The sequence below is a fragment of the Paracoccus sp. PAMC 22219 genome (genome assembly GCF_000787695.1).
Lineage (GTDB): Bacteria > Pseudomonadota > Alphaproteobacteria > Rhodobacterales > Rhodobacteraceae > Paracoccus.
Genome location: NZ_BBPH01000074.1, coordinates 1 through 24,286 on the forward strand (window position 1 = coordinate 1; position 24,286 = coordinate 24,286).

General features: G+C 66.5%; 24 protein-coding genes, 1 tRNA gene and 1 pseudogene. 21 read left to right on the plus strand and 5 right to left on the minus strand.

Features of this window, described 5'->3' with window-relative positions:
• Positions 1–1,255: biotin carboxylase N-terminal domain-containing protein (locus TY51_RS08800; RefSeq protein ID WP_042248476.1), on the minus strand; the 1,255-nt coding region annotated here is incomplete at its 3' end.
• 176 nt (positions 1,256–1,431) lie between these two features.
• Between TY51_RS08800 and uvrA the strand changes: the two genes are divergently transcribed.
• Positions 1,432–4,299, plus strand: coding sequence for an excinuclease ABC subunit UvrA (gene uvrA, locus TY51_RS08805; protein ID WP_042248479.1), 2,868 nt, complete (start codon positions 1,432–1,434; stop codon positions 4,297–4,299).
• Positions 4,300–4,424: 125 nt separating this feature from the next.
• Positions 4,425–4,499, plus strand: a tRNA-Gly gene (locus tag TY51_RS08810).
• A 316-nt stretch (positions 4,500–4,815) separates the two neighbouring features.
• On the opposite strand, the pseudogene TY51_RS08815 reads toward TY51_RS08810, so the two are convergent.
• Positions 4,816–7,307 (minus strand): annotated as a pseudogene (locus TY51_RS08815) (FAD-dependent oxidoreductase).
• A 152-nt stretch (positions 7,308–7,459) separates the two neighbouring features.
• Here TY51_RS08815 and panC point away from each other — a divergent pair.
• Both panC and panB read left to right on the plus strand, forming a co-directional pair.
• A complete protein-coding gene (gene panC / locus TY51_RS08820; RefSeq protein WP_042248482.1) occupies positions 7,460–8,305 on the plus strand; it encodes a pantoate--beta-alanine ligase in 846 nt (281 codons plus the stop codon).
• Positions 8,306–8,342: 37 nt separating this feature from the next.
• Positions 8,343–9,152, plus strand: coding sequence for a 3-methyl-2-oxobutanoate hydroxymethyltransferase (panB, locus tag TY51_RS08825; protein ID WP_042248485.1), 810 nt, complete (start codon positions 8,343–8,345; stop codon positions 9,150–9,152).
• A gap of 189 nt (positions 9,153–9,341) precedes the next feature.
• Here the strand turns inward: panB and TY51_RS08830 are convergent, their stop codons facing one another.
• Genes TY51_RS08830 through TY51_RS08835 form a run of 3 tightly spaced genes read right to left on the minus strand, consistent with a single transcriptional unit; the run spans position 9,342 to position 11,487 of the window.
• Complete coding sequence (locus TY51_RS08830) at positions 9,342–10,133, minus strand: MFS transporter (RefSeq protein WP_197054700.1); 792 nt, start codon at positions 10,131–10,133, stop codon at positions 9,342–9,344.
• Positions 10,040–10,483, minus strand: coding sequence for a hypothetical protein (locus TY51_RS22605; RefSeq protein WP_197054701.1), 444 nt, complete (start codon positions 10,481–10,483; stop codon positions 10,040–10,042). Before TY51_RS22605 ends, TY51_RS08830 begins: the two co-directional genes overlap by 94 nt.
• Positions 10,483–11,487: a D-glycerate dehydrogenase gene (locus TY51_RS08835; RefSeq protein WP_042248487.1), complete on the minus strand. Its 1,005-nt coding sequence runs from the start codon at positions 11,485–11,487 to the stop codon at positions 10,483–10,485. The genes TY51_RS22605 and TY51_RS08835 overlap by 1 nt, the downstream gene beginning before the upstream one ends.
• 233 nt (positions 11,488–11,720) lie before the next feature.
• On the opposite strand from TY51_RS08835, the gene TY51_RS08840 reads away from it, so the two are divergent.
• The 17 genes from TY51_RS08840 (at position 11,721) to nuoK (ending at position 24,282) form a co-directional block, all read left to right on the plus strand.
• On the plus strand, positions 11,721–12,191 hold the full coding sequence (locus TY51_RS08840) for an SH3 domain-containing protein (protein ID WP_231558978.1): 471 nt from the start codon (positions 11,721–11,723) through the stop codon (positions 12,189–12,191).
• A gap of 190 nt (positions 12,192–12,381) precedes the next feature.
• Entirely contained in the window at positions 12,382–12,699 is a 318-nt protein-coding gene (gene ndhC / locus TY51_RS08845; RefSeq protein ID WP_373960563.1) for an NADH-quinone oxidoreductase subunit A, read from the plus strand.
• Positions 12,699–13,223 (plus strand): NADH-quinone oxidoreductase subunit B family protein, encoded by a 525-nt coding sequence (locus TY51_RS08850; protein ID WP_176695081.1) that lies wholly within the window; start codon positions 12,699–12,701, stop codon positions 13,221–13,223. The genes ndhC and TY51_RS08850 overlap by 1 nt, the downstream gene beginning before the upstream one ends.
• Positions 13,224–13,225: 2 nt before the next feature.
• On the plus strand, positions 13,226–13,846 hold the full coding sequence (locus TY51_RS08855) for an NADH-quinone oxidoreductase subunit C (RefSeq protein WP_042248509.1): 621 nt from the start codon (positions 13,226–13,228) through the stop codon (positions 13,844–13,846).
• Entirely contained in the window at positions 13,843–15,084 is a 1,242-nt protein-coding gene (locus TY51_RS08860) for an NADH-quinone oxidoreductase subunit D (RefSeq protein ID WP_042248511.1), read from the plus strand. Before TY51_RS08855 ends, TY51_RS08860 begins: the two co-directional genes overlap by 4 nt.
• A complete protein-coding gene (gene nuoE / locus TY51_RS08865) occupies positions 15,084–15,977 on the plus strand; it encodes an NADH-quinone oxidoreductase subunit NuoE (RefSeq protein WP_042248514.1) in 894 nt (297 codons plus the stop codon). The genes TY51_RS08860 and nuoE overlap by 1 nt, the downstream gene beginning before the upstream one ends.
• A 35-nt stretch (positions 15,978–16,012) precedes the next feature.
• On the plus strand, positions 16,013–16,558 hold the full coding sequence (locus TY51_RS20240; protein WP_052649979.1) for a hypothetical protein: 546 nt from the start codon (positions 16,013–16,015) through the stop codon (positions 16,556–16,558).
• Complete coding sequence (locus tag TY51_RS08875; protein WP_042248517.1) at positions 16,558–16,767, plus strand: DUF5337 domain-containing protein; 210 nt, start codon at positions 16,558–16,560, stop codon at positions 16,765–16,767. Before TY51_RS20240 ends, TY51_RS08875 begins: the two co-directional genes overlap by 1 nt.
• 24 nt (positions 16,768–16,791) lie before the next feature.
• A complete protein-coding gene (gene nuoF / locus TY51_RS08880) occupies positions 16,792–18,087 on the plus strand; it encodes an NADH-quinone oxidoreductase subunit NuoF (RefSeq protein WP_042248520.1) in 1,296 nt (431 codons plus the stop codon).
• A gap of 101 nt (positions 18,088–18,188) precedes the next feature.
• On the plus strand, positions 18,189–18,590 hold the full coding sequence (locus TY51_RS08885; protein ID WP_042248524.1) for a DUF5333 domain-containing protein: 402 nt from the start codon (positions 18,189–18,191) through the stop codon (positions 18,588–18,590).
• A gap of 10 nt (positions 18,591–18,600) precedes the next feature.
• Positions 18,601–20,613, plus strand: coding sequence for an NADH-quinone oxidoreductase subunit NuoG (gene nuoG / locus TY51_RS08890; protein ID WP_042248527.1), 2,013 nt, complete (start codon positions 18,601–18,603; stop codon positions 20,611–20,613).
• 34 nt (positions 20,614–20,647) lie between these two features.
• The gene (locus TY51_RS08895) at positions 20,648–21,364 is read left to right on the plus strand and encodes a hypothetical protein (RefSeq protein ID WP_231558977.1); all 717 of its coding nucleotides are present in this window, start codon (positions 20,648–20,650) and stop codon (positions 21,362–21,364) included.
• 18 nt (positions 21,365–21,382) lie between these two features.
• Positions 21,383–22,414 (plus strand): NADH-quinone oxidoreductase subunit NuoH, encoded by a 1,032-nt coding sequence (gene nuoH, locus TY51_RS08900; protein WP_042248533.1) that lies wholly within the window; start codon positions 21,383–21,385, stop codon positions 22,412–22,414.
• A 3-nt stretch (positions 22,415–22,417) separates the two neighbouring features.
• Complete coding sequence (gene nuoI, locus TY51_RS08905) at positions 22,418–22,909, plus strand: NADH-quinone oxidoreductase subunit NuoI (protein ID WP_042248536.1); 492 nt, start codon at positions 22,418–22,420, stop codon at positions 22,907–22,909.
• Positions 22,906–23,319: a carboxymuconolactone decarboxylase family protein gene (locus TY51_RS08910; RefSeq protein ID WP_042248539.1), complete on the plus strand. Its 414-nt coding sequence runs from the start codon at positions 22,906–22,908 to the stop codon at positions 23,317–23,319. Before nuoI ends, TY51_RS08910 begins: the two co-directional genes overlap by 4 nt.
• The gene (locus TY51_RS08915) at positions 23,316–23,918 is read left to right on the plus strand and encodes an NADH-quinone oxidoreductase subunit J (protein WP_042248541.1); all 603 of its coding nucleotides are present in this window, start codon (positions 23,316–23,318) and stop codon (positions 23,916–23,918) included. Before TY51_RS08910 ends, TY51_RS08915 begins: the two co-directional genes overlap by 4 nt.
• Positions 23,919–23,976: 58 nt before the next feature.
• The gene (gene nuoK / locus TY51_RS08920; protein ID WP_042248542.1) at positions 23,977–24,282 is read left to right on the plus strand and encodes an NADH-quinone oxidoreductase subunit NuoK; all 306 of its coding nucleotides are present in this window, start codon (positions 23,977–23,979) and stop codon (positions 24,280–24,282) included.
• Positions 24,283–24,286 lie beyond the last annotated feature (4 nt).

The window sequence follows — 24,286 nt, forward strand, 5'->3', positions numbered from 1 at the left end:
GGAACTCGCGCAGCGCGCGGTCCATGCGGCGGATCGCCTGGTCGGGCGTCTGCGCCCAGGCCGTGACCTTGACCAGCAGCGAATCATAGTATCGCGTGATGACCCCCCCCGAATAGGCCGTGCCGCCGTCCAGACGGATGCCCATGCCGGTCGCCGAGCGATAGGCGGTGATGCGCCCGTAATCGGGGATGAAGTTGTTCTGCGGATCCTCGGTCGTCACCCGGCATTGCAGGGCGTGGCCCGACAGGGTGATGTCGCCTTGTGTCGCGTGGCCGGTGGCGTCGGCCAGCGTCTCTCCCTCCGCGATGCGGATCTGGGACTGCACGATGTCGATGCCGGTGACCTCCTCGGTCACGGTATGCTCGACCTGGACGCGGGGGTTCACCTCGATGAAGTAGAACTGCTGGTTGTCCATATCCATCAGGAATTCGACGGTCCCGGCGTTCTGGTATCCCACCGCCTGCCCGATCTTCAGCGCCAAGCCGCAGACCTCGGCGCGCTGTTCCTCGGTCAGATAGGGGGCGGGGGCGCGTTCCACGACCTTCTGGTTGCGACGCTGGACGGTGCAGTCGCGCTCATACAGGTGATAGAGACCCCCATGCGCGTCGCCCAATAGCTGCACCTCGACATGGCGGGCGCGCAGGATCATCTTTTCCAGATAGCCCTCGCCATTGCCGAAGGCGGCCTCGGCCTCGCGGCGACCCTCGCGGACCTTCTCGACCAACTCGGCCTCGCTGTTGATCGGCCGCATGCCGCGCCCGCCGCCACCCCAGCTGGCCTTCAGCATCAGCGGATAGCCGACCTCGGCCGCCTCCTTCTTGATGGCGTCGAAATCCTCGCCCAGAACCTCGGTCGCGGGGATGACCGGCACGCCCGCCTCGATCGCCACGCGCCGCGCGCTGGCCTTGTCGCCAAGTGCGCGCATGGTGTCGGCGCGCGGGCCGATGAAGGTGATGCCCGCCGCGGTGCAGGCATCCACGAAATCGGGGTTTTCCGACAGCAGGCCGTATCCCGGATGGATCGCATCCGCGCCCGACAGTTTCGCCACGCGGATGATCTCGGGGATGGACAGATAGGCCGCGACCGGGCCCAGCCCCTCGCCGATGCGATAGGCCTCGTCCGCCTTGAAGCGGTGCAGGCCCAGCTTGTCCTCCTCGGCATAGACGGCGACGGTCTTCTTGCCCAGCTCGTTGGCCGCGCGCATCACCCGAATGGCAATCTCACCCCGGTTCGCGATCAGGATTTTCTTGAACATGGCCGGGGCTCCCTTGAATGTGATGGCGGCATCCTACGCGTGCCGCGTTGCAGCGCAAGTGGTGGCGATAACAGCCCGCGACATCGCATCCGGGCGATGTTCCGCCTTCGTTCCCAGATGGAACTTGCTTTCCGCCCAAGCGTCCCTATCTGTTGCAGTCGGTCAGAGGGGCACACATGGAACAGAAGTTCATCGAGGTGCGCGGCGCGCGCGAACACAACCTGAAAAACGTCGACATGGACATCCCCCGCGATCAGCTGGTGGTGATCACCGGCCTGTCGGGGTCGGGCAAGTCGTCCCTGGCCTTCGACACGGTCTATGCCGAGGGGCAGCGCCGCTATGTCGAAAGCCTGTCGGCCTATGCGCGCCAGTTCCTGGACATGATGGGCAAGCCCGATGTCGACCATATCAGCGGCCTGTCCCCCGCGATCAGCATCGAGCAGAAGACGACCTCCAAGAACCCCCGCTCGACCGTGGGCACGGTCACGGAAATCTACGACTATCTGCGCCTGCTGTTCGCGCGCGCCGGCACGCCATATTCCCCCGCGACCGGCCTGCCGATCGAGGCGCAGCAGGTCCAGGATATGGTCGACCGCACCATGGCCCTGCCCGAAGGCACGCGCGCCTATCTGCTGGCCCCCATCGTCCGCGACCGCAAGGGTGAGTACAAGAAGGAGCTGCTGGAGCTGCGCCGCCAGGGCTTTCAGCGGGTCAAGATCAACGGCACCTTCCACGACCTGGACGATGCGCCGACCCTGGATAAGAAGTTCCGCCACAACATCGACATCGTCGTCGACCGCATCGTCGTGCGCGAGGGGCTGGAGACGCGGCTGGCCGACAGCCTGCGCACCGCGCTGAACCTTGCCGACGGCATCGCGCATCTGGAACTGGCGCAGGAGGAGGGGTCCGAGGGCGAACCGGAACGCCTGACCTTCAGTGAGAAATTCGCCTGCCCCGTCAGCGGCTTCACCATCCCCGAGATCGAGCCGCGCCTGTTCAGCTTCAACGCGCCCTTCGGTGCCTGCCCGGTCTGCGACGGCCTTGGGGTGGAGCTGTTCTTCGACGACCGCCTGGTGGTCCCCGACGCCGCTCTGTCCGTGGACAAGGGCGCCATCGTGCCGTGGGCCAAGACCAAATCGGCCTATCTGACCCAGACGATCAACGCGCTGGCCAAGCATTACGGCTTCGACAAGAAGACCGCGTGGAAGGACCTGCCCGACAACGTCCAGCAGATGTTCCTGCGCGGGTCGGGCAAGGACGAGATCAAGTTCCGCTTCGACGACGCGGGCCGCGTGTATGAGATCAGCCGCGTCTTCGAAGGGGTGATTCCCAACATGGAACGCCGCCTGCGCGAGACCGACAGCGCCTGGGTCCGCGAGGAATTCGAGCGGTACCAGAACAACCGCCCCTGCGGCGCCTGCAATGGATACCGCCTTAAGCCCGAGGCCCTGGCGGTCAAGATCGCCGGCGACCACGTGGGCCGCGTGGTGCAGCTGTCGATCCAGGAGGCGCTGGACTGGGTCACCGACGCGCCCAACCACCTGTCGAAACAGAAGACCGAGATCGCCGCCGCGATCCTCAAGGAGATCCGCGAGCGTCTGGGCTTTCTGGTCAACGTCGGCCTGAACTATCTGACCCTGTCGCGCGCCGCGGGCACGCTGTCGGGCGGCGAAAGCCAGCGCATCCGTCTGGCGTCCCAGATCGGCAGCGGCCTGACCGGCGTGCTCTATGTGCTGGACGAACCCTCCATCGGTCTGCACCAGCGCGACAACGACCGCCTGCTGACCACGCTGATGAACCTGCGCGATCAGGGCAACTCTGTCCTGGTGGTCGAGCATGACGAGGATGCGATCCGCCACGCCGACTATGTCTTTGACATGGGGCCGGGGGCGGGGGTGCATGGCGGCACGGTCGTCAGCAAGGGCACGCCTGCGGAAATCGCCGCCGATCCGAACAGCCTGACCGGCCAGTACCTGTCGGGCAAGCGCGCGATCGAGGTCCCCGAGACCCGCCGCAAGGGCAACGGCAAGAAGATCACCGTGGTCAAGGCGACCGGCAACAACCTCAAGGACGTGACGGCGGAATTCCCGCTGGGCCGGTTCGTCTGCGTGTCGGGCGTGTCGGGCGGCGGCAAGTCGACCCTGACCATCGAGACGCTGTTCAAGACCGCATCCCTGCGCCTGAACGGTGCCCGACAGACCCCGGCACCCTGCGAGACGATCCGGGGGCTGGAACATCTGGACAAGGTCATCGACATCGACCAGCGCCCCATCGGCCGCACGCCGCGGTCGAACCCGGCGACCTATACCGGCGCCTTCACCCCCATCCGCGACTGGTTCGCGGGCCTGCCCGAGGCCAAGGCGCGCGGCTACAAGCCCGGCCGCTTCAGCTTCAACGTCAAGGGTGGCCGCTGCGAGGCGTGCCAGGGCGACGGCGTCATCAAGATCGAGATGCATTTCCTGCCCGACGTCTATGTCGAATGCGAGACCTGCAAGGGCAAGCGCTATAACCGCGAGACGCTGGAGGTGCAGTTCAAGGGCAAGTCCATCGCCGACGTGCTGGACATGACCGTGGAGGACGCGCAGGAATTCTTCAGCGCCGTGCCGCCCATCCGCGAAAAGATGGACGCGCTGATGCAGGTGGGCCTGGGCTATATCAAGGTCGGCCAGCAGGCCACGACCCTGTCGGGCGGCGAGGCGCAGCGGGTCAAGCTGTCCAAGGAGCTGTCGCGCCGGTCCACCGGCCGCACGCTGTACATCCTGGACGAACCCACGACCGGTCTGCATTTCGAGGATGTGCGCAAGCTGCTGGAGGTGCTGCACGAGCTGGTCGATCAGGGCAATTCGGTCATCGTGATCGAACACAACCTGGACGTCATCAAGACCGCGGACTGGATCATCGACATCGGCCCCGAAGGCGGCGACGGCGGCGGCGTGATCGTGGCCACCGGCACGCCGGAAGACGTGGCATTGGTCGAGGCCAGCCATACCGGGCGCTATCTGGGCCCCATGCTGAACCCCGCCCGCAGCCGCGCCGCGGAGTAGGGCGGGGGCTTTGAAAGAAAATCGCCGGGGGTGCGTTTTTTCCTCTTGCACCCCCCGGCGGGCTTTCGTAAATACCCGCTCACCGAAGGCGAGACGGTCAAACGGATCGCCGGAAGTACTGGAGTGCGGGCGTAGCTCAGGGGTAGAGCATAACCTTGCCAAGGTTAGGGTCGGGCGTTCGAATCGCCTCGCCCGCTCCAAAAACAAAAGGCCAGACCTTCGAGTCTGGCCTTTGTCATTTCAGCGCCGCGTCAGGCGATGCGTCCATAAATGGTCATCGACACTGCAAACGCTCGAGCTGTCGTCCGGCACCCGCGCCGATCCGTCCGCGCGTTCGGCAGGCCCGGATTGACCTGCGGACGCCGCAACGCCCAAACCGCATCACACGTGACATGCCCACCGGTGACCCCGGCGACGCCACCGTGCGGTCCGTCAGGGCGATCACAGTCACCCGGATACAGTCGGACCGCGGCAGTCATGGCGCAGGCGGTCACCCGGACCGCCTGCGCAACCACGCTAGCCGTCGATGCGGATGCGGGCGTTCTGCGGGTCGTGGGGGCTGTCCTCGGTCACCACGGCGTCATACAGCTCGCGGAACATCCGCACCTGCAGCCGGGTGCCCGGCGCGGTCAGGTCGGGGCGGACATAGCCCATGCCGATCTGCTTGCCGAAGGCGCCGAATACCCGCCCGAGGTCAGACGCCCGACCTTGACCCCGTCCAGGAACAGCGCCTCGCGGCCCCAGGGATCGGCATCCGCCGGCCCGTTGATCAGCAGCGTGACGCAGGCCGACCGGATGCCATTGGCCTGCATCGCCGCCTTGCCGCGGAAATCCTTGCCCAGATCGACGAACCGGTCCAGCCCCGCCTCCAGCGGCGTCGCATCGCGGCCCAGTTCCGTGCCGAACGCGCGGTACGACTTCTCCTGGCGCAGCCAGTTCTGCGCCCGCGCGCCGACCAGCTTCATCCCCGACGGTTCTCCGGCTTCGATCAGCTTGTCGAACAGGTGGTTCTGCATCTCGATCGGGTGGTGCAGCTCCCATCCCAGCTCGCCGGTATAGGCGACGCGGATGGCCATGACCGGCACCATGCCCAGCTCGATGGTGCGCATCGACAGCCACGGGAACCGCTTGTTCGACAACGCGGTCGCAGGCTCGGCATCGCGGATCATCCGCGCCAGGATCGCACGGCTTTCCGGCCCCGCCAGCGCGAAGACGCCCCATTGCGTGGTCACGTCCTGCACATGAACGTATGCGCCCCCGTCCGCCATGAAGTCCTGCGCCGATTTCAGCAGGTTGTCGCGGTCGTAATCGGTCCAGGCCCCGGCGCTGACCAGATAGTAATCCTGCTCTCCGCGCCGCACGATCGTGTATTCGGTCCGCACGGTCCCCGCATCGGTCAGCGCATAGGTCAGGTTGATCCGCCCTACCTTGGGCAGCTTGTTGGTGGTCAGCCAGTCCAGAAACGCCGTCGCCCCCGGCCCGGTGACGGTGTGCTTGGCGAATGCCGTCGCATCGACCAGCCCCGCCGTCTGGCGTACGGCCTCGGCCTCGGCTTTGGCGTATTGCCACCAGCCGCCACGACGGAAGCTGCGGCTGTCATGGTCGTCGAACCCTTCGGGCCCGTAGTAATTCGGGCGCTCCCATCCGTTCACACAGCCGAACTGCGCCCCATGCGCCGCCTGCCGGTCATAGGCAGGCGACGTCCGCAGCGGGCGGCAGGCGGGCCGTTCCTCGTCGGGATGGTGCAGGATGAAGACATGATCATAGGCCTCCTCGTTCTTGCGGGCGGCGTATTCCGTGGTCATCCACGACCCGAACCGGCGCGGGTCCAAGCTCGCCATGTCGATCTCGGCCTCGCCCTGGGTCATCATCTGCGCCAGGTAATGGCCCACGCCGCCGGCAGCGGTGATGCCAAAGCTGAACCCCTCGGCCAGCCACATGTTGCGCAGGCCCGGCGCGGGTCCGACCAGCGGGTTGCCGTCGGGGGTATAGCAGATCGGGCCGTTGAAATCGTCCTTCAGACCCACCGTCTCCGACGTTGGAATCCGGTGGATCATCGCCATGTACTCCTCCTCGATCCGCTCCAGATCCAGGGGGAACAGGTCGGCGCGGAAGCTGTCGGGCACACCGTATTCAAACCGCGCGGGCGCGCCCTTCTCGTACGGGCCCAGGATCCAGCCGCCGCGCTCCTCGCGGACATACCACTTGGCGTCCGCATCGCGCAGGACCGGATGTTCGGGGTTCCCCTCGGCGCGCCAGCGCATCAGCGCGGGGTCGGGCTCGGTCACGATGAACTGGTGCTCGACCGGGATGGCGGGGATCTTGATCCCCAGCAGGCCTGCCGTGCGCTGCGCATGGTTGCCGGTCGCGGTCACCACATGTTCGGCATGGATGTCATAGACCTCTCCGGACGGGATCAGGTTGCCGCCGCGATCGACCATCTTTTCCACCGTCACGACCCATTCGGACCCGGTCCAGCGATAGGCGTTCACCTGGATCTTGCGCTCGATCCGGGCGCCGGCCATGCGCGCGCCCTTGGCCATGGCCTGGGTCACGTCGGCGGGGTTGATATAGCCGTCGGTCGGGTGGAACAGCGCGCCCTTCAGATCCTCGGTGCGCACCAGCGGCCAGCGCTCCTTGATCTGCGACGGCGTCAGGAACTGATGCTCGATCCCGATGGTCTCGGCGGTGGCGGAATACAGCATGTATTCGTCCATGCGCGCATCCGTCTGCGCCATCCGCAGGTTGCCGCAGCGGGTAAAGCCCGCGTTCAGCCCCGTCTCGGCCTCCAGCCCCGCATACAGCTTGACCGAATAATCGTGGATGTGGCTGGTCGCGTAACCCATGTTGAACAGGGGCAGCAGCCCCGCCGCATGCCAGGTCGACCCGGCGGTCAGCTCGTCGCGCTCGACCAGCAGCGTGTCCCAGCCCGCGCGCGCCAGATGCAGCGCGATGCCGCATCCGACCGCGCCCCCGCCCACGACCAGAACCTTCACATGCGACGTCATCGCGCTCTCCTGTTGAACCCGTTTCGACTGTGATGCCCCATCGGTGAAACGCCGCGTCAAAGGCCCCCGACATCTGCGGGCGAAAAACGACATAGCCTTGCCCAGACCCGCCCCCGTCGCTAGGTTGCGGCCCACGCCAACAAGGGGGCACCATGGACATCTGCCGCAGCACCGACGCCATGCGCGCCTGGCGCCGGGACGCGGGCCGCACAGCCCTGGTCCCCACGATGGGCGCGCTGCATCAGGGCCACCTGACGCTGGTCGCGCGCGCCCGCGACTGGCTGGACGGGCAGGGCGGTGGCCGGGTCGTGACCTCGATCTTCGTGAACCCTGCGCAGTTCGGCCCGAACGAGGATCTGGACAAATACCCCCGGCAGGAGGCGCAGGACCTGGACCTGCTGCGCGATGCGGGCTGCGACGCGGTGTTCCTGCCGCAGGCCTCCGACATCTGGCGCCCCGGCGCGCAGACCCATGTGCAGGTGACCCAGCTGGGCGGCATCCTGATGGGCCGCCTGCGCCCCGGCCATTTCCGCGGCGTGGCGACCGTGGTGACCAAGCTGTTCAACATCGTCCAGCCCCAGGCCGCGGCCTTTGGCGAAAAGGACTATCAGCAGCTGACCCTGATCACCCGCATGGTCGACGATCTGGACATCCCCGTGACCATCCTGCCGGTGCCCACGGTGCGCGAACCCGACGGCCTGGCCATGTCCTCGCGCAACCAGCGCCTGACGCCCGAGGACCGCGCGGCGGCCACGGTGCTGGCCCGCGCGCTGGACCATCCCGCGGCCTCGGTCAGCATGGGCACGCCCGTCAGCCTGCTGCGCCGCCAGATCCGCGCGATCATCTCCTCGGAACCGCGCGCCGAGATCCGCTCCATCGACATCCGCGACGCGGGTGACCTGTCGCGCATCGCCGTCGTCGGCGGTCCGGTGGCGATCCTGCTGGCCGTCCGCTTCGGTGACGTGCTGCTGATCGACCAGCGCACCGCCCATCCCTGACCCGCGCGGCCCCGCGCAATTCCTGAAAGGCCGATCCATGTCCGCGCAAGCCCCCGTCCGCCGCGTCACCGTCCCCCAGATCGCCGACCGCAAGGGTGCTGTGCCCATCGTGGCGCTGACCGCCTATACCGCGCCGATGGCGGCGCTGGTCGATGCCCATGCCGACGTGATCCTGGTGGGCGATAGCCTGGGCATGGTGGTCCACGGCCTTCCCTCGACCATCGGCGTCACGCTGGAGATGATGATCCTGCACGGCCAGGCCGTCATGCGCGGATCGAACCGCGCCATGGTGGTGATCGACATGCCCTTCGGGAGTTACGAGGAATCGCCGGAACAGGCCTTTCGCAACGCCGCCCGCGTGATGGGCGACACCGGCGCCGGCGCCGTCAAGCTGGAGGGGGGGGCCCGCATGGCCCCCACCATCCGCTTTCTGGTCGAACGCGGCATCCCGGTCATGGCCCATATCGGCCTGACGCCGCAGGCCACGAACACGATGGGCGGCTTCAAGACCCAGGGCCGCGACCCCGCCACCTGGCCCGCCCATGTGGCCGACGCCCGTGCCGTGGCCGATGCCGGCGCCTTCAGCGTCGTGGTCGAAGGCGTGATGGAGGCGCTGGCCGACCAGATCACCGATGCGATCGGCGTGCCCACCATCGGCATCGGCGCCTCCGCCCGCTGCGACGGCCAGATCCTGGTGCTGGACGACATGCTGGGCCTGTCGGGGCGCGTCCCCCGCTTCGTGCGAAAGTTCGGCGATCTGGGCCCGCAGGCCGACCAGGCCATCGCCGCCTACGCCGCCGCCGTCCGCGACCGCAGCTTCCCGGCCGAGGCCGAGCTCTACCGCTAGGGCCTCTCCGTTGCCCAAATACCCCTGATCCGGCCCGCCCCGCCGCGCAACGCCCGCAAGCGGTGTACAGCCTGTGCACATGCGGTGTCTGCCCGGTGGACCCGCCGTGCGGCCGCATCGCCAGCAATCACTGGCCGATCCGGCCCCGGCGACCGCGCCCGTTGCGCGGTGCCGGGATGCAACGCCCGCTCAGCCGTTGCGCGCGTCGAAATCCGCGGTGGCGGCCAGGCGCGACAGCGCCAGCGGAATGACCAGCAGCACCGCCAGCGCGACATAGATGCTTCCCAGGCTGAAGTGCTCGGCCAGGAAACCGATGCTGCCCGGTGCCAGCAGGATGCCGGAATAGCCCATCATCGTGACCACCGACAGGCCCATGCCCGCGGCCAGCCCCGGCACATTCCCCGCCGCCGAAAAGGCGATCGGCACCATGTTCGCGATGCCGATGCCCGCCAAGGCAAACCCCGCGATCGCAGGTCCCGGCGCGCTGGAGATGCCCGCCAGCGCCAGCCCGGCCATCGCCACGGCGGCACTGACGCGCAGCGTGGTGACCGCGCCGTACCGCCGCCGCAGCCCGTCGCCGAGGAACCGCATCGCCGCCATCGTGCCCGCGCAGGCCGCGAAGCCCAGGCCCGCGACGCTCAGCGATGCGCCCATCTCGCGTTGCAGATAGACGGCGGCCCAATCCAGGATCGCGCCTTCGGGGATCATCGCCGCCAGCGCCATCAGGCCGATCAGCCAGGGCAGGGGGCTGCGCGGCAGGCGCAGCGGCGCCTTGGGCGCGCCCACTTCGGGTGCGTCCTCCAGCAGGCGGGACAGCGCCCAGACCAGCACCAGCGCAAAGACCGCGGTGATGACTGCGGCATGGGCCAGTTCCCCGAATCGCTGGATCAGCCAGCCGCCCGCGGCGGCCCCCGCGAATGCCCCAAGGCTCCAGAACCCGTGACAGGACGACATGATCGCCCGGCCGCGCGCGCGTTCCACGCGACCGCATTGGCGTTCATCGCCACATCCATGCCGCCGACCATGCCGCCGAACAGAACCACCGTCGCCGCGACCGCCCAGTAGCTCGGCGCAAGCGAGATCCAGATCATCGACGGCGCCGCCAGCCATGCCGCCAGCCGCACTGCACGGGCGGACCCGGCCCGCGCGACCATCGCGCCGAACAGGGGCATCACGCAGATCGAGCCAAGGCCCAGCCCCAGCACGATCACCCCGGCACTGGCCTCGGTGATACCAAGCCGTTCCATCAGCACCGGAATTTTCGGCGCCCAGCTGCCCACCAGCAAGCCGTTCACGAAGAACAGGGCCGACACGGCCCACCGCATCGTCATCACAGCATCGACGGCACGACCAAGTCGGGCGGGCGATGCCCGTCGGCAAAGGTCTTGATATTGATGATGACTTTCTCGCCCATCTCGGCTCGGCCCTCGACCGTGGCCGACCCCATATGCGGCAGCAGGACGACGTTGGGCAGCTCGCGCAGGCGGGGGTTGATCTCGTGCCCATGCTCGAACACGTCCAGACCGGCACCGGCTATCTCTCCGGCGCGCAGCATGCGGGTCAGGGCGTTCTCGTCGATGACCTCTCCGCGCGATGTGTTCACGATCACGGCGGACGGCTTCATCAGCTTCAGCCGGCGGGCGTTCAGCAGGTGAAAGGTCGACGGCGTGTGCGGGGCGTTCACGCTGACGATGTCCATGCGCGCCAGCATCTGGTCCAGGCTTTCCCACCAGGTCGCGCCCAGGGCTTCCTCGATCTCGGGGCGCAGGCGCTTTCTGTTGTGGTAATGAACCTGCATGCCGAAGGCGTTGGCGCGGCGCGCGACCGCCTGGCCGATGCGGCCCATGCCCAGAATGCCAAGCCGCCGACCGCCCACGCGCCCGCCCAGATGGGCGGTGGGCGACCAGCCCTGCCAGCGCCCGGCCTGCATCTCGGCCAGGCCTTCGGGGATCTTGCGCGTCACGGCCAGGATCAGCGCCAGCGTCATGTCGGCGGTATCCTCGGTCACGACGCCGGGGGTGTTGCTGACCAGCACGCCGCGCTGTCGGGCCGACAGCACGTCGATATGATCCACGCCGGCGCCGAAATTGGCGATCAGCTTCAGCCGTTCGCCCGCGCGGGCCAGCATGGCGGCGGTGATCTGGTCGGTCACAGTGGGCACCAGCACGTCGGCATCCTGCATCAGCGACACCAACTGATCGGAGGTCATCTTGCGGTCGTCGTCGCGCAGGACCACGTCGAACAGTTCGGACATGCGGGTCTCGACGGCCTCGGGCAGGCGGCGCGTCACGGCGACGCGCAATCTGCTGCGGGGGGCTGCGGGGGTGGCGGGCATGGTCACCTCACTGTGTCAAAGCCTTGATCGGGCGCGTGCAGGCACGCCCTTCCCATCGGCGGACGCTTTTGGCAAACTGCCCGCGTTGAGGGGCAGGCACAAGACCCCAGAAGGGGCGTCGGCGCCCCGCACAGGACAGGAACGGACAACGCATGACGGCACGGCCAGGCAGGACGGGCGCAAGGGTGGCACTTGCGCTTGTGGCGATGATGGGGGCTGCCGCCCCGCAGGCGATGGCCCAAAGCGAACCGCAACAAAGCCAGGGCATGGCCGAACAGCGGGGTCCGGTGACCAATCTGCCGCTGCCCCGCTATGTCAGCCTGAAGGGAAACGAGGGCAATGCCCGCCGCGGCCCCAGCCTGTCGCACCGCATCGACTGGGTGTTTCGGCACGCGGGCATGCCGCTGCGCGTCGTCGCCGAATTCGGCCATTGGCGCCGGGTCGAGGACAAGGACGGGGCAGGCGGCTGGATCCACTATGCGCTGCTGTCGGGGGTCCGCACCGCCCTGGTCACCCAGGACATGCTGGAGCTGCGCGGCCGGCCGCATGTCGATGCCGACATCGTGGCGCGGGCCGAGGCCGGGGCCATCCTGCGGCTGAACGAATGCGAACCCGAATGGTGCCGCGTATCGGGCGGCGGTCAGCGGGGCTGGGTGCCCAAGTCGACGATCTGGGGCGTGGACGCGGGCGAAATCCGCGACTGATCCACAGGCCATTGCAACAATTCGCCGCGCTTTCGGTCCCCCGCGCCCGTTGACCCCGGACGGTCACGGGTCTAAACCGCACTCAGCCAACCCGTCGCGGGGTCAGCCGTGATCCCCGCGACCGACAAGGGGATCGTCACCCGTGCAAAACATTACGCAGGATTATCTGCCCGTCCTGGTCTTCGCGGCGATGGCATCGGCCCTTGCGCTGATCCTGCTGCTCTCCGCGTTCGTCATCGCCGTGCGCAACCCCGACCCCGAAAAGGTCAGCGCCTATGAATCGGGCTTCAACCCGTTCGATGATGCGCGGATGAAATTCGACGTGCGATTCTATCTGGTGTCGATCCTGTTCATCATCTTCGACCTCGAGGTCGCGTTCCTGTTCCCCTGGGCTGTCAGCTTCCAGGGGATCAGCGAGACCGCATTCTGGTCGATGATGGTGTTCCTGGGCGTGCTGACCGTGGGCTTTGCCTACGAGTGGAAGAAAGGAGCCTTGGAATGGGCGTGATGGCAGGGGCGAACACCGCCGGACCCGATCGCGAATACGCGACCAAGGCCCTGAACGCGGAACTGCAGGACAAGGGCTTCCTGCTGACGACGACCGAAGACATCATCAACTGGGCGCGCAACGGCTCGCTGCACTGGATGACCTTCGGTCTGGCCTGCTGCGCGGTCGAGATGATGCAGACCTCGATGCCGCGCTATGACCTGGAACGGTTCGGGACGGCGCCGCGCGCCTCTCCGCGCCAGTCGGACCTGATGATCGTCGCCGGTACGCTGACCAACAAGATGGCCCCGGCGCTGCGCAAGGTCTATGACCAGATGCCCGAGCCGCGTTACGTCATCAGCATGGGCAGCTGCGCCAATGGCGGCGGCTATTACCATTACAGCTATTCCGTGGTGCGCGGCTGCGACCGGATCGTGCCCGTGGACATCTATGTCCCCGGCTGCCCGCCGACCGCCGAGGCGCTGCTGTACGGCATCCTGCAACTTCAGCGCCGCATCCGGCGCACCGGCACGCTGGTGAGGTGACCATGGCGACCTATACCGATCCCGACGCGCTGGACCAGCTGGCCGAGCACATCAAGCTGCGCCGCCCGAACGAGGTCATCGGCACCGACGTGGCCTTTGGCGAATTGACCGTGACCGCCACGGCCAGCGGCGTCCTGGACCTGCTGGACTTTCTGCGCAGCGACAGCAGCTGCCGGTTCTCGACGCTGGTCGACATCACCGCCGTCGATTACCCGTCGCGCCAGCAGCGTTTCGACGTGGTCTGGCACTTCCTGTCGATGTACCAGAACCACCGCATCCGCGTGAAGGTCGCCATCCGCGAGGATGAGATGCTGCCGACGCTGACCGCGATCTATCCCGCCGCCAACTGGTTCGAGCGCGAGATCTTCGACATGTTTGGGATCCTGTTCACCGGTCACCCGGACCTGCGCCGCATCCTGACCGACTATGGCTTTTCCGGCCATCCGCTGCGCAAGGATTTCCCGACCACCGGCTATGTCGAGGTTCGCTATGATGACGCCGAGAAGCGCGTGATCTATGAACCCGTGTCGCTGGTGCAGGAATACCGGCAGTTCGATTTCCTGTCGCCTTGGGAAGGCGTGCAATACGCCCTGCCCGGCGACGAAAAGGGGCCCGCGAAATGATGGACGGCGATATCCGCGCGAACAGCTATGACGACGGCAGCCACGACTTGGTGACCGGCGAACAGCGCATCCGCAACTTCAACATCAACTTTGGCCCGCAACACCCTGCCGCGCATGGCGTTCTTCGCATGGTGCTGGAGCTGGACGGCGAGGTCGTGGAACGCGCCGACCCGCATATCGGCCTGCTGCATCGCGGCACCGAAAAGCTGATGGAAAGCCGGACCTATCTGCAGAACCTGCCGTATTTCGACCGGCTGGATTACGTGTCGCCGATGAACCAGGAACATGCCTGGTGCCTGGCGATAGAACGTCTGACCGGCACCGTCGTGCCGCGTCGTGCCAGCCTAATCCGGGTGCTGTTCTGCGAGGTGGGGCGTATCCTGAACCACCTGCTGGGCCTGACGACCGGCGCGCTGGACGTGGGCGCCCTGACGCCGCCGCTGTGGGGTTTCGAGGCGCGCGAGGATCTGATGATCTTCTATGAACGCGCATCGGGTGCGCGCCTGCACGCGGCCTATTTCCGGCCGGGCGGCGTCCATCAGGACCTGACCCCGGACCTGCTGGACGACATGGAGAAGTGGTGCGACCATTTCCCCAACGTGCTGGATGATCTGGACACGCTGCTGACGGAAAACCGCATCTTCAAGCAGCGACTGGTCGATATCGGCATCGTGTCTGAACAGGACGCGCTGGACTGGGGCTTTTCGGGCGTGATGGTGCGCGGATCGGGCATGGCCTGGGACCTGCGCCGCAGCCAGCCCTATGAATGCTATGACGAATTCGACTTCAAGATCCCGGTCGGCACCAACGGCGATTGCTATGACCGCTTCCTGTGCCGGATGCAGGAGATGCGGGAATCGACCCGCATCATGCAGCAGGCGATCACCAAGCTGCGCGCCGAGGGTCCCGGAGAGGTCCTGGCCCGCGGCAAGCTGACCCCGCCCAAGCGCGGCGACATGAAGCGTGACATGGAAAGCCTGATCCACCACTTCAAGCTGTACACCGAAGGCTTCCGCGTTCCCGCCGGAGAGGTCTATGCCGCCGTCGAGGCGCCGAAGGGCGAATTCGGCGTCTATCTGGTCAGCGACGGCACCAACAAACCCTATCGCGCCAAACTGCGCGCGCCGGGGTTCCTGCACCTTCAATCCATGGACTGGATGTCCAAGGGCCATCTGCTGGCCGACGTCCCGGCCCTGATCGCCACCCAGGATATCGTCTTCGGAGAGGTTGACCGCTGATGCTGCGCCGCCTGCACCCCGTCCAGCCGGACAGTTTCGAATTCACGCCTGCGAACCTGGAATGGGCCCAGGCGCAGATCACCAAGTACCCCGAAGGTCGCCAGCAATCGGCGATCATTCCCGTCCTGTGGCGTGCCCAGGAACAGGAAGGCTGGCTGTCGCGTCCCGCCATCGAATATTGCGCCGGCCTGCTGGGCATGGCCTATATCCGGGCGCTGGAGGTGGCGACATTCTACTTCATGTTCCAGCTGCAACCCGTTGGGACTGTTGCGAACATCCAGATCTGCGGCACCACGACCTGCATGATCTGCGGGGCGGAAGACCTGGTCGCGGTCTGCAAGCGCAAGATCGCGCCGACGCCGCACACCCTGTCCGCCGACGGCAAGTTCAGCTGGGAAGAGGTCGAGTGCCTGGGCGCCTGCGCCAACGCGCCGATGGCCCAGATCGGCAAGGATTACTATGAGGACCTGACGCCAGAAAGCCTCGAGGCGCTGATCGACCGCATGTCCGCCGGAGAAGTTCCGGTGCCCGGATCCCAGACCGGCCGCTTTGCGTCCGAACCCGTCAGCGGCCTGACCAGTCTTGCCGACCTGAAAGGGCAGGAGGGGCACAACGCAAGCGTCCAGCTGGCCTCCGATCTGGGCGAGACGCTGAAGCGCATCGACGGGACTGAGGTGCCGATCCTGACCAGGTGGCGCCGGAAACCGCAGGCTGCTGTCGATGACCAGACCGGCATCGATACCGCACCCGAACACGAACCGCGCCCCTCGGACGGCACGCCTGTCGATTCGACCGGCGTGACCGAGCAGGAGGCGCAGGCCAGTTCCGCCGCACGCCCGGTTTCCAAGCGTGAACCTGCGGACGTGCGCCAGGACGACAAGGACCGCGACTGACCGCAACCGAACGACCCGCAGAAAGGACGCCCGCCATGACACCCGCCAGCAGAACCACCGGAGCCGTCACGGCGCTGCTGGTCTTTCTGGGCATCGGCCTGTTCGGGCAGGTGGGCTGGCTGGCCGCGCTTGTGCTGGCGCTGATCGCGGGCGGGCTGCTGGGCCTGATGCTGGGCTGGCTGGGTGACGACGGCGGCGTTGTCATGGACGGATCGGGATGGGATGCGATGCCGCTGCCGCCCCGGCCGGTCCCGCAGGCCCCCGTCCCGATGGCCGCGCCCGAGATCGCGCCGTCCGGGGACGCCGTTCCGCCGGTCGCCGTCCGGGAGATGCCCGATGCCACGCGCAGCATCTATGCGGGCGGGCCGGACGATCTGCAGGCCATCAAGGGCATCGGGCCCAAGGTTCGGCAGGCCCTGGAACAGGCCGGCGTGACGCGTTTCGCGCAGATCGCCGCGTGGGACGATGCCGACGTCGATCGCATGGCGGCCGGGATCGGTCGCGCCGCGTCGCGCATCCGGAACGATGACTGGGTGGGGCAGGCGCGCGCGCTGGCCGCACGCCGGCAGGAGGCGGGGTGATGGCAGACCCCGCGCAGGACGCCCGCCAGATGCGGTTGGTCGCGATCGTGATCGCGGTCGCCATGCTGGGCTGGCTCGCCATTCAGGCGATCGGGCGGCACTATGACTGGGCGGCGCAATGGGCCTTTCTGGCCGACCTTGCCGCCATTGGCGCTTTTGTCTGGTCGCTGATCGTGACCTGGCGTATCTGGCGGCGCAGGAATGCGTGACGCCGGGAATAAAGGACGTATCGGATGCTGAAAGACCAGGATCGCATTTTCACCAACCTTTATGGCATGGGCGACCGCAGCCTGGCCGGCGCGCAGAAGCGCGGCCACTGGGACGGGACCGGCGACATCATCGGCCGCGGGCGCGACAAGATCATCGAACAGGTCAAGGCCTCGGGGCTGCGCGGGCGCGGCGGCGCGGGTTTTCCGACCGGTCTGAAATGGTCCTTCATGCCCAAGGAATCGGACGGGCGGCCCAGCTATCTGGTGATCAACGCCGACGAATCCGAACCGGCGACCTGCAAGGACCGCGAGATCATGCGCCATGATCCGCACACCCTGATCGAGGGGGCGCTGATCGCCGCCTTCGCGATGAACGCGCATGTCTGCTACATCTACCTGCGCGGTGAATACATCCGCGAGAAGGAGGCCCTGCAGGCCGCCATCGACGAATGCTATGATGCGGGGCTGTTGGGCGCGAATGCGGCCGGGTCGGGCTGGGATTTCGACCTGTACCTGCATCACGGTGCCGGTGCCTATATCTGCGGCGAGGAGACCGCGCTTCTGGAAAGCCTTGAGGGCAAGAAGGGGATGCCGCGGATGAAGCCGCCGTTCCCGGCTGGCGCGGGCCTTTACGGCTGTCCGACCACGGTGAACAACGTTGAATCGATCGCGGTCGTGCCCACGATCCTGCGGCGTGGCGCGGAATGGTTCGCGGGCTTTGGCCGTCCTAACAACGCCGGCGTCAAGCTGTTCGGTCTGACCGGCCACCTGAACGCCCCCTGCGTGATCGAGGAAGCCATGTCGATCAGCATGAAGGAGCTGATCGAGAAGCATGGCGGCGGCGTGCGCGGCGGCTGGAAGAACCTCAAGGCGGTGATTCCCGGCGGCGCCTCCTGCCCGGTGCTGACCGCCGAGCAGTGCGAGAATGCCATCATGGATTATGACGGCATGCGCGAGCTGAAATCCAGTTTCGGCACCGGCTGCATGATCGTGATGGATCAGTCGACCGACATCATCAAGGCGATCTGGCGGCTGTCGGCGTTCTTCAAGCACGAAAGCTGCGGGCAGTGCACGCCCTGCCGCGAAGGCACCGGCTGGATGATGCGCGTCATGGCGCGCCTGGTGTCCGGCGAGGCCGAGGTCGAAGAGATCGACATGCTGCTGGACGTGACCAAGCAGGTCGAGGGTCACACCATCTGCGCCCTGGGCGACGCGGCCGCCTGGCCGATCCAGGGCCTGATCCGCAATTTCCGCGGAGAGATCGAGGATCGCCTGATCGCCAAGAAGACCGGGCGCATGGGCGCGCTGGCCGCGGAATGATCGCAGGCGCGGCATATCACGATCCCCGCACGGGGTCGTGTCGGGCATTGCGCCCGGCGGGTGATTACGTGGGGACACGTGATCACCGAAAGGATGCCGTGATGAAACGACCCCTGCTTGCCGCCATCGCCCTGACTCTTCTGGCCGCCCCCGCCGCCGCGCAGGCGCCGCTGAGCCAGGAGACCTATATCAACGACCGGCTGGTCCAGGCCCGCGTGGCCGACATGCTGCGCCGGGGATGCCCCGACATCAGCGCCCGCATGATCCGCGCCTTCAGCGAGGCGCGGGCGCTGAAACGCTATGCCCTGGATCAGGGCTATTCCGAGACCGAGATCGAGACCTTTCTGGACAGCCGCGAGGATCGCCGACGCATCTATGCCGAGGCAGACCGCTATATGGTCCAGAATGGCGTCGTGAACGGACAGCCGGAAACCTTTTGCCGCCTTGGGCGGGACGAAATCGCACGGCAGACGGTCGCAGGATCGCTGCTGAGTGCCAGATAAGGAAGTCATCATGGCCGAATTGCGGACAATCAAGATCGACGGAACCGAGATCCAGGTCGATCCCAACCTGACCTTGATCCAGGCCTGCGAGCAGGCCGGGATCGAGATCCCGCGCTTCTGCTATCACGAACGGCTGTCCATCGCGGGCAACTGCCGGATGTGCCTGGTCGAGGTCGTGGGCGGCCCGCCCAAGCCTGCCGCCTCCTGCGCGATGCAGGTCAAGGACATGCGCCCCGGTCCCGACGGCGCACCGTCCGAGATCCGCACCAACAGCCCGATGGTCAAGAAGGCCCGCGAGGGCGTGATGGAGTTCCTGCTGATCAACCATCCGCTGGATTGCCCGATCTGCGATCAGGGCGGCGAATGCGACCTGCAGGACCAGGCGATGGCGTATGGCGTCGACTTCAGCCGCTATCGCGAGCCCAAGCGCGCGTCCGAGGAGCTGAACCTGGGTCCGCTGGTGGAAACCCACATGACCCGCTGCATCAGCTGCACCCGCTGCGTGCGCTTCACGACCGAGGTCGCGGGCATCACCCAGATGGGCCAGACCGGCCGCGGCGAGGACAGCGAGATCACCAGCTATCTGAACCAGACGCTGGCCTCGAACCTGCAGGGCAACATCATCGACCTGTGCCCGGTGGGCGCGCTGGTGTCCAAGCCCTATGCCTTTACCGCCCGCCCGTGGGAGCTGACCAAGACCGAGACGATCGACGTCATGGACGCGCTTGGCAGCGCGATCCGCGTAGACACCAAGGGCCGCGAAGTGATGCGCATCCTGCCGCGCAACCATGACGCCGTGAACGAGGAGTGGATCAGCGACAAGACCCGCTTTGTCTGGGACGGCCTGCGCCGCCAGCGTCTGGACACGCCCTATCTGCGCGAGAACGGACGCCTGCGCGCCGCCACCTGGCCCGAGGCGCTGACCGCTGCGGCCCGTGCGATGCAGGGCGGCAAGGTCGCGGGTCTGGTCGGCGATCTGGCCTCGGTCGAGGCGGCCTACAGCCTCAAGACGCTGGTCGAAGGTCTGGGCGGTTCGGTCGAATGCCGCACCGACGGCGCGCGCCTGCCGGCTGGCAACCGCTCGGCCTATGTCGGAAATGCGGTGATCGAGGATATCGATACTGCCGCATCAATCCTGCTGATCGGCACCAACCCGCGCGACGAGGCGGCCGTTCTGAACGCCCGCCTGCGCCGGGCCTGGGCGCGCGGCGCGCAGGTCACGGTGGTGGGTCCGGCGGTCGATCTGACCTTCGACTACGACCATGCGGGCACCGACCGCGCGGCGCTGTCCGCGCTGCTGGACAAGGCCGAACAGTCTGACGATGCCGGCGTGATCATCATCGGCCAGGGCGCCCTGCGCGAGGCCGACGGAGAGGCCGTGCTGGCCACCGCGCAAGCGCTGGCACAGGCGACCGGGGCCCGTCTGCTGGTCCTGCACACCGCCGCCGCCCGCGTGGGCGCGATGGATGTGGGTGCCGTGACCGAGGGCGGACTGTCCGCCGCGATCGACGGGGCGCAGGTCGTCTTCAACCTGGGCGCCGACGAGGTCGAGATCGCCGCGGGTCCGGTGGTCATCTATCAGGGCAGCCATGGCGACCGGGGCGCGCACCGCGCCGACATCATCCTGCCCGCCGCCTGCTATACCGAGGAGATGGGCCTGTTCGTGAACACCGAAGGCCGTCCCCAGCTGGCCATGCGCGCGAATTTCGCGCCGGGCGAGGCCAAGGAGAACTGGGCGATCCTGCGCGCCCTGTCGGCGGAACTGGGCCAGACCCTGCCTTGGGACAGCCTGGCGCAGCTGCGTCGCGCGCTGGTCGAGGCGGTGCCGCATCTGGGCCAGGTCGATCAGGTCGTCGAAAGCGACTGGCAGCCCTTGCCGATGCGCGACCTGGGCCAGGCGGCCTTCGTGAACCCGGTCCGCGATTTCTACCTGACGAACCCGATCGCACGTAGCTCTCCGCTGATGGGAGAGCTGTCGCGCATGGCTGCGGCGCGCCATATGCCCGCGTTGGCTGCGGAGTAAACGGATGACCCCCACTGTTCGGACAAGCGTTTCGATGGCGGCCCTGATCGGGGCTACCCTGGCCCTGTCGGGCTGCATGCAGACCTCGACCGGTGGGGGCACGGAGGCACGCTCTCCGAAGGCGGCGTCCGTTGCGGGCGGCGACAGGCTGGGCCGCGCCCGGATCTCGACCCAATCGGGAGAGATCCTCATCCTGGAGGAGGACGGGACCATCACCACGATGGATCTGGACAGCCAGGGTGGCCGCGACGCCTTCGCCGTGACCGAGGCCGATCTGGCGGCGCTGAACCAGAACCTGGACCTGGATTTCGCGGGCCTTGTCGCCCCGAACCGCCCGCGCGAAAAGACCGCCCAGCAGAAGGCGCTGGAGGAATTCGCCGCCCGGACCCAGCCCGCACTGCCGGTGCTGGCCGCAGGCACAGAGATCGCGCCCGAGTCCTTCATCGCCGTTCAGGTCGTGCCGCTGAACCAGGGCGCGGGCGCCGATCTGGTCGAGGTGACCGCCAATCTTCAGCAAGGGGTGGACGCCGATATCGCGTTCTCGTATGCCACCTGCGCATTGGCCGGTTGGGCCCGCGACAACGGCAACCCCTACGGTCGGCACGTCCGCACGCTGCAGGCCGAACGGAACGGCAAGCTGCTGATCGGATCGGCCTTCCTGCTGTCGGACAGCAAGCCGATGGGATTGCGGGTGATGGAAACGGAAGAGACCTTGCGCGAATGCGACGCACGCGGCATTCCAACGGCGTAAGGCAAAGGGACTGGCATCATGGCTGATTTTTGGGCATCCTCCTGGGGCATCGCGCTGATCCTGCTGGCGCAGGGCCTGGCGCTGATCGTCTTCGTGATGCTGTCGCTGGTCTACATGGTCTATGGCGACCGCAAGATCTGGGCGGCGGTGCAGATGCGCCGCGGCCCGAACGTGGTCGGTCCCTGGGGCATCCTGCAGACCTTTGCCGACGCGCTGAAATTCGTCGTCAAGGAGATCGTCGTTCCGGCGGGCGCGGACAAGTTCGTGTTCTTCCTGGCGCCGTTCCTGTCGATGATGCTGGCCCTGCTGGCCTTCGTGGCGATTCCCTTCGCGCCGGGCTGGGTGATGGCCGACATCAACGTGGGCGTCCTGTTCATCTTTGCGGTCTCCTCGCTGGAGGTGTACGGCGTGATCATGGGCGGATGGGCGTCCAACTCGAAATTCCCGTTCCTGGGTTCGCTGCGTTCGGCCGCGCAGATGATCAGCTATGAGGTCAGCTTGGGTCTGATCATCATCGGCATCATCATCTCGGCCGGATCGATGAACCTGACCGATATCGTCAACGCGCAAGCGGGCGCGGGCCTTTTGTCGTGGTTCTGGCTGCCGCATTTCCCGATGCTGGTGCTGTTCTTCATCAGCGCGCTGGCGGAAACCAACCGCCCGCCGTTCGATCTGCCCGAGGCGGAATCGGAACTGGTCGCAGGTTTCATGACCGAATATTCCTCGACCCCCTATCTGCTGTTCATGGCCGGCGAATACATCGCCATGTGGCTGATGTGCGCGCTGATCAGCCTGCTGTTCTTCGGTGGCTGGCTGTCGCCCATCCCGGGCCTGCCGGACGGGGCGATCTGGATGTTCCTGAAGATGGTCTTCTGGTTCTTCATGTTCGCCATGGTGAAGGCCATCGTGCCACGGTACCGCTATGATCAGCTGATGCGCATCGGTTGGAAGGTGTTCCTGCCGCTGTCCCTGGGCTGGGTCGTGATCGTGGCTTTCCTTGCGAAATTCGAAGTCTTCGGGACCTTCTGGGCCCGTTGGGCAGGAGTGTAAAAGATGGCTTTCGACGTCGTCCGCGCCACCAAGTACTTCCTGATGGTGGATTTCATCAAAGGCTTCGGCTTGGGCATGCGCTATTTCTTCGCGCCCAAGGCGACCATCAACTATCCGCATGAAAAGGGTCCGCTGTCGCCGCGTTTCCGCGGCGAGCATGCGCTGCGCCGCTATCCCAACGGCGAGGAACGCTGCATCGCCTGCAAGCTGTGCGAGGCGATCTGCCCCGCACAGGCGATCACGATCGATGCCGAACCGCGCGACGACGGTTCGCGCCGCACCACGCGCTATGACATCGACATGACCAAGTGCATCTATTGCGGCTTCTGCCAGGAGGCCTGCCCGGTCGACGCCATCGTCGAGGGGCCGAATTTCGAGTTCGCCACCGAAACCCGCGAGGAGCTGTTCTACGACAAGGAAAAGCTGCTGGACAACGGCGCCCGGTGGGAATCGGAAATCGCGCGCAACCTCGCGATGGACGCGCCCTACAGATGACCGATCCCTTCACCAAGATGTTCCAGCAGATGCTGGCCCAGGGACAGGAGATGGCGCGGACCTTCAATCCCGCGCTGGAGCATTTCGACCTCAAGGCGGTCGAGAAGATGTTCCCGACCATGCCCGCCGACATGCTGGAAATGTGGTTTGGCAAGACCTTCAACCGCGACGGTCTGGATGCGCGCACCCGCCTGCTGGTGACGATCGCCGCGATGACCGTTCAGGGCGCCCTGGCCGAACCGCAGATGCGCATGACCATCCGCCACGCGATCGAAGCCGGCGCCACCCCGCGTGAGATAGCCGAGGTGATCTATCAGATGGGCATGTTCGGCGGCCTGCCCGCGATGCAGAAGGCGCTTGAGATCGCCCAGGGCGTCTTTACCGAATCCGAGGGGAGCCCCCAGCCATGATGACATTCGCATTCTACCTGTTCGCCATCTCTGTCTGCACGGCGGGCTTCATGGTGGTGCTGGCGCGCAACCCGGTGCATTCGGTGCTGTGGCTGATCTTGGCCTTCCTGTCGGCGGCGGGCCTGTTCGTCCTGCTGGGCGCGGAATTCGTGGCGATGCTGTTGATCATCGTCTATGTCGGCGCGGTCGCGGTGCTGTTCCTGTTCGTCGTCATGATGCTGGACGTGGACTTTGCCCAGCTGAAGGGCGAATTCGCGCGCTATCTGCCGCTGGCGGGTCTGATCGCCATCGTCCTGCTGGCGCAGCTGGCCATCGCCTATGGCGCATGGGAAAGCAGCGACCAGTCGGCGACCCTGCGGTCCGTGCCGATGTCGGCAGAGGTCCAGAACACCAACGCCATCGGCCTGCTGCTGTATGACCGCTACATCCTGCCGTTCCAGCTGTCGGGACTGATCCTGCTGGTCGCGATGATCGGGGCGATCACGCTGACCATGCGGCACCGCACCAACGTCAAGCGCCAGGACGTGATCGCGCAGATGCACCGCGACCCGGCCAAGGCCATGCAGCTGCGCGACGTCAAGCCGGGGCAGGGGCTGTAAGCCTCCGCCCCAGCCAACGGAATATCAACGGGTGAGAGAGCCCGGAGGGACTGAACTGATGATCGGATTGACACATTACCTGGTCGTGGGCGCGATATTGTTCGTCGCCGGGATCTTCGGCATCTTCGTGAACCGCAAGAACGTCATCGTCATCCTGATGTCGATCGAGCTGATGCTGCTGGCGGTCAACATCAACTTCGTCGCCTTTTCGGCCCATCTGGGCGATCTGGGCGGCCAGATCTTCACCATGTTCATCCTGACCGTCGCCGCCGCCGAGGCGGCCATCGGCCTGGCCATCCTGGTCGTCTTCTTCCGCAACCGTGGCACGATCGCGGTGGAAGATGTCAACGTGATGAAGGGGTAGGGTC